Below are 5618 nucleotides of genomic sequence, written 5' to 3'. Positions count from 1 at the left end.
AACCAAATTTGTTATCTTTATAACCATTTTTGTTATAGTTAAGTGCTATAATTCCTTATATATCAACATATTTCACGCTCCTAAAACATATAAACATATAAAACAAATAAAACAATTATTATATAAAACATACAAACATATAAAATTAGTTTGAATGCCTATAAATATATTTAACTACAAAATTTTTCGGAATTTCTTCTCTTAAAATATACTTTATATGAAAAATATTTATAGAACCAAATTTGTTATTTTTATTTATACTTTTTGATTTATATTAAAAAGTACAGATAATAAGAAAAAGCATTCCTCATGAATGCTTTTTCAATAATGCTTCTTATATCAATTCACTTTATGGTAAATCTAAACTTAATACGGAAGGAATATCAGGGTTATTTAAACGTAACAATTCAAAGCCTATACCCGAAGTTCCGATCATGAATCCAAAGATATTTACATCACCGTCTTGATCGAAATTCCATTTCCCATTCTCTTCTTTTTGTTTTAATACATATTTTCCAATTTCTCTTGAAATCTCCGTATACTCATTATTTTTTGTTATTTGAGCATAAGTCAAAAGAAAATCAAGATTTCCAAAGTCACCATGACATAAGGTGTGGGTAGTACCAAATCCTTTAGTCATTAGTATATTAACGGATTTTTGCAAATCATCATTAATAGTAGCATCTTCAATAAATTGGGACATCATTAATCTACTTATCCCTATTCCGCCTGCCCCATGACACCAAAATGCTGGAGCTTCAAGACTTTTACCTCCTCTTAAATCTAACCAATTATCTTGATTAGCATTTACTTTACTATTTTCATAATCTAATATTGCCAATATGTCATTTAGTAAGTGATTTTGATCCATTTTATAAGCATATTCTAATAATGGCCAAGCATACCCAGAAGCACCGTGTGCTAATCCAGTGAGTAAGGTATTAGTTTTTATTTGATGAGAAGCCTGATTTAATAATTTTTGAGCCATTAAATCACAAATAGGTTTTAATTCAGTAAAGTTAAACTTTTCATATAGCCTGATTAATACAAGAAGTGAACCACTTAATCCACCTATAAAATCATACATAGTCTCATTTTCAATTAATAGAGAATCTATTTTGGTGATATATTCTCTAGATTTATCAATGAGTTTTTGATCATTCCAAATCTCCCCTAAATAAGCGTATACATATGAAATAGAGCTATATCCTGAAAATGCTGAAGTTGAATATAATTTCGTATGTGCTACCTTTTCTTCAACATGATTCAATCCAGCAACAGCATACTTCTTATATTTTTCATCATTAGTTTCTTTTGCTAGAACCCCAAGGAATAGCACTATTCCTAAGCTACCGTTATATAAATCAGTGCTTATAGGAGACAATTTAAATTGCTCATTACTATCCAAGTTAAGACCGAACCACAAGGCATCTTTGAAATCATCACCGACAATAGCACGATCTACTATTTCATCACCTATTTTTTTTGCTTCATTCAGAAACTGATCTTTGTGATTATTTTTTGTATCTAAAAGATCTTTTTCTACCCCTTTAAAGCCATAAGGAGTATATGTTTTTTGTTTGTTTGTAGCAATTGCACTAAGTGAAAGCTTTATAAATTCTACTTGTCGGTCATGATCTGTGCTACTTAATCTAGTTAGCTTTTCTTTTATTATATCTATCGAACTTTTATCAAAAAAATCTTTGATTTCAATTTTATCTGCACTAAATAAACTTGTTGAACCAACTTTGAAAGTAAAATAAGGTATATCAGCTCTTAAAAGGTCTTGTATTTCATACTTTGTAATTCGGCTAAATTTCGGTTGGAGGTTAGTACCATGCCATAGATAATAAAATAAGCTTTCTCTATCAACCCCATTTTTTAAGTACTTAGGATGAATACTTGCCTCTACAAATCTTGCATAAGCTTCAGTTGGTCTAAAAACTTGTCTTGCGAAAGTCTCTTTAAAGGCATATAATGGACCGTTTTCTAATATAAATTCTTGTCGATTATTTAATATTAGTTTATACATATCTGTGAACCCATTAATAATCTCTTGAGCGTATTCACTAGCATTTGTTTTCTTTTGTTTTATACGTGGGGTATTATTGAATTCTTGTAACTTAATTTTTTGTTTAACCATTTTAATTTGATCACTATATACATTATCTAGAGCATTTACCGCCGAAGGCTCTACTTCTAGTTCTCCGCTTATTCCTAAACCGCTTAAATCATAATCAATAAGAGGATCGTCACTGAATTTTGCAGGTAGCATTAACGATTGAAAAACAGAGTCCTTAATATCTAATGATAGTTTGATAGAAGCACTTTTAGTATCTGTTAGCTTAGCATTTAATTCAATTGTATTACTAAATAATGTTTCTAAGTCTATAAATATAGGATACTCACCATCAGCAATAATATTTTCATGGTGGAAATCTGTTGAATTTAGTATATAAAATAAAGCTATATATGCACCCTGTCTATAATAGAAGTTTTCTACCTCCTGGGAGGTATTACATTCACTTCCTGTAATATACTCTTGATATCCATATTCATCTTTGCTTAATACTGTCAAATTTTGCAGTGGTTTTTTAAACCCTTTTTTATTAATCCAAGTTAATAAATCATTAAATAATTCATCTGTTTTTAACGAACGAGGTTTATATACTAATTTGCCTTTATTATTAAAGTTTAGCATAGCCACAGTTCTTCCATTTTGGTGAGTGTCACCCGCTCCCAAATCAATTGATGTTAAAGTGTTGTAGTCCTCACCAAAAAGTTCAACTAGTTGATTTCGATCTTCCATATAATGATAGACTACTTCAAACATTGCATCTACAGTACTATGTACAGTTTCTACCATTAGTCTTACCATTACAGGGTAAGAATTAAATAAGCTTTGTATATATTCTTTATCCTGAAGAAATTCATTAATAAAACTGTGATATCTTTCTTTTTCATTCTCACCACTTAGTAAATCACCGGCTCTCGCCATATTAACTTCTGTTATTAATACTTTTAATCCAAGTCGGCAAACTCTCTCAGCTACAGTTGATACAATATTTTTCTTAAGGTTCTCCATATTGAGATAAGACATTTTTTCCTCATGTATGTTCTTTAATTTATTGGATATTACTTCTAAACTGTAGTTGAAAAAAGGCACATAACATGCATAAAATAGAATGTTTTCAATTTCATCTAAGTATTTAATATCTTTATTATAATATTTATCATCATTTATTAATTTGTTCACAATAGTAATCCATTCTAATGAGTTTGTTAACTCGGGGTGTTCTTTGTTAGATAATATAGTCTTGAAATTATCTAACTCAATATTATTTTCCTGAATTAGAGTATCAATAGTCGATTCATTTAGCCCGGTCTTACTTACCCATTTTTGATAACGTTCTTCATCAAATGTATTTTTTGTATTTTCTCTTTCTAATAAATATGTACCGTGTTGTAACGTCATATAGCATTCTCCTTTAATATATTTATATAATATGTTTTTAAGATAAAAAATACCCATTGAAATTTACGACAATGTATCAATAAGAATAAATAGACTAACTAGATTGATAGCTTGTTGAGATATTCGACTGTTTGTAAACATGACATTGTTTATCATATTTATAGAACTTTTTAATATTAGAGTAACTATATTCCAACTGATTGAATTTCTATACCTAAAATATACGTGTTAATTTATGTTAATAACAATTAGTAAAATTTAATTAAAAAAATTGTGAATTTTTAATAGTTTTTTCTGTATTGTTTTACATGTTTCGTGATTTGAGATAGTTTCTGCAACATATAAGACCCTTGAATTATTTAACGTTTTTAGATAGGAGACTTTTATCCCAAAAAGTTGAAGGTATAAAGGATGAATTTTGTTAGGCGTAATCATTAGTAAATTGGTATAATATAGTAATGTAAGCGAAAAGGAGGAGACAACTAATAGTAGTAAATCGGGCATACAAATTCCATATGCATCCAAATAAATATTAATAATTAAAGTAATTAGTTACAGTTACGTTGTATTCAATTTTCCCTTCACAGTTGGATTGATATGCATGAGGAAATATACAATGTTACTTCTCTGTTTAGATATCAGACAATGCACATATTATGATAGGTAATACATATATAATATTGCCCAAAAATATTCATTCAGAGAAAGGAGAAGGAAAATGAACGTTGGTGAAAGAATCCGACAAATACGTATACATAAAGAATTTACGCAAGGAGAATTAGTATCCGGGATATGTTCTATAACTTATTTAAGTAGAATTGAAAATGGACAAATTAAACCCTCAGCTCCTTTTTTAGAAAAAGTCGCAAAAAAGCTAGAGGTTGATTACAATTTTCTTGTAGATGCAGATCATGAGGATATAGAACCTAAGCTTCTTGAAATATGTAATAGGTATAAAAACGATAATATTATAAGTGAAAAAGACTTATCTTCTTTAGAACTGTATGTTCGTGATATAGACTCTATTCTTTTATTATTAAAGGCTTATGGTGTTTTAATATACTATCATTCTCGAAATAATAACTTATTACATGTAGAACCAATTGTAACTCAGGCCTCGCAAGTTATTCCAAATCAAATAGACCCTGAGTATACTGAAGATTATATATATTATTTAATGGCTCGAGGTCATTATTTTTATAGTAAACAAGACTATATGGCCGCACATGAAATTTACGTGAAGACAGAGAGTTTACTAGGTCTAGAAGAGACTCCGCAACACGCTAGTATATATTATAATCTATGTATTGTAAATAAAGAGCTTTATAAAGATAAAAGCATTAGTCGTTTGTACGCTCGGAAGGCTTACGGAATATCCTTGAAATTTAATTTGGAGGAGAAAGTAATAAACACTCTGTTAATGCTCGCACTACTGTATCAGTTAGATGAATTATATGACAAAGCTCTTGAATGCTTACAGCAGGCAGAACTTGGAGTGAAAGATAATAATAATTCTATGTATTTACCTATAATCTCCTATAATTACGGGAAAATTTACCAAGGTTTGAAGGATTATACTAATGCTATTCAGTACTTTGAAGAAAGCTTGCAACAAAGTGAGTTTCTCCATCAAAAAAGTCAAAAGATATACACATTACGAAGTTTAATAGAGGTTCATATAGAATGTAAAGATTGGAAAACTGTTAATAAATTTATGGATGAAGCATTTAATTTTTTATCAGATTCTGATGTACCTGACGCTCATGTTCAATTATATGGATTTAAGGGGAAGATATCCAAATTAAGAGGAGATTATTATGGATATGAAAAATATATGCAAAAAGCAATTGAAATGGGTTTAGAAAGAAAGCAATACCCTTTAGTAAGTAAACTGGCTCACGAACTAGGAAACTATTTTTTTGATAATCGTGCCTATAAAATGTCAGCAAAATATCTAAAAATATCAATTGAAAATTCGACGAATTAAAACAGACTATAAATACATATAAGGAGGAAGAATAATCAAGGATCTTGGTAATAATATACGTAAAATTCCTTCTACATGTTTCTACAGTAAAGTCAGGTGCTGAATTACGGTAATTTTTTATATAATAAGTTACAAATTTAATTAGTTAAATTTGTA

Annotated in this window: 2 protein-coding genes; one reads left to right on the top strand and one right to left on the bottom strand. The window is 28.9% G+C overall.

All coding sequences use genetic code 11. The features are described 5' to 3' along the window. Positions 1 to 349: 349 nt before the first annotated feature. Positions 350 to 3475 (bottom strand): type 2 lanthipeptide synthetase LanM family protein, encoded by a 3126-nt coding sequence (locus tag C568_RS0129865; RefSeq protein ID WP_018783693.1) that lies wholly within the window; start codon positions 3473 to 3475, stop codon positions 350 to 352. 718 nt (positions 3476 to 4193) lie between these two features. Here C568_RS0129865 and C568_RS0129860 point away from each other — a divergent pair. Then, positions 4194 to 5462, top strand: a complete 1269-nt coding sequence (locus C568_RS0129860) for a helix-turn-helix domain-containing protein (RefSeq protein WP_018783692.1) — start codon at positions 4194 to 4196, stop codon at positions 5460 to 5462. The last annotated feature ends 156 nt before the right edge of the window (positions 5463 to 5618 follow it).

The sequence above is a fragment of the Bacillus sp. 95MFCvi2.1 genome (assembly GCF_000374965.1).
Taxonomy (GTDB): domain Bacteria; phylum Bacillota; class Bacilli; order Bacillales; family Bacillaceae_G; genus Bacillus_A; species Bacillus_A pseudomycoides.
This window is presented reverse-complemented; position numbering and strand designations above follow the sequence as displayed.

Bases quoted from the DNA above. Each gene is read 5' to 3' on its own strand.
- C568_RS0129860 (WP_018783692.1), top strand. From the start codon at position 4,194: ATGAACGTTGGTGAAAGAATCCGACAAATACGTATACATAAAGAATTT.
- C568_RS0129865 (WP_018783693.1), bottom strand. From the start codon at position 3,475: ATGACGTTACAACACGGTACATATTTATTAGAAAGAGAAAATACAAAA.